Here is a 255-nt window from a genome sequence, read left to right on the forward strand (position 1 = left end):
ACCTGAAAGATCTCTACAGAGTGCTCAAGAAAAAGCGTGGCCGTGCGAAAATTAAAGCATCTGTCGTTGTCAGCTTAGGATTGAACGATAATAATGAAGACATCCAGGCTAAGATAATATTTGTTCGTGACAATCGCAGAGGCAAGAAAAACTGGCTAGCTCTTCTGTCAACTGACGTTGACTTGCCAGATGAGGAAATCATTCGTTTATATGGAAAACGCTGGCAGATCGAGACCTTCTTCAAATACAGTAAAT

At 41.2% G+C, this 255-nt stretch carries 1 protein-coding gene; it reads left to right on the forward strand.

Features of this window, described 5'->3' with window-relative positions; all coding sequences use genetic code 11:
* Positions 1-255 (forward strand): transposase (locus ACYQ2O_RS13350; protein ID WP_459771559.1); only part of this gene is annotated, 255 nt, incomplete at both ends.

The sequence above is a fragment of the Alkalibacterium sp. m-11 genome (genome assembly GCF_054658155.1).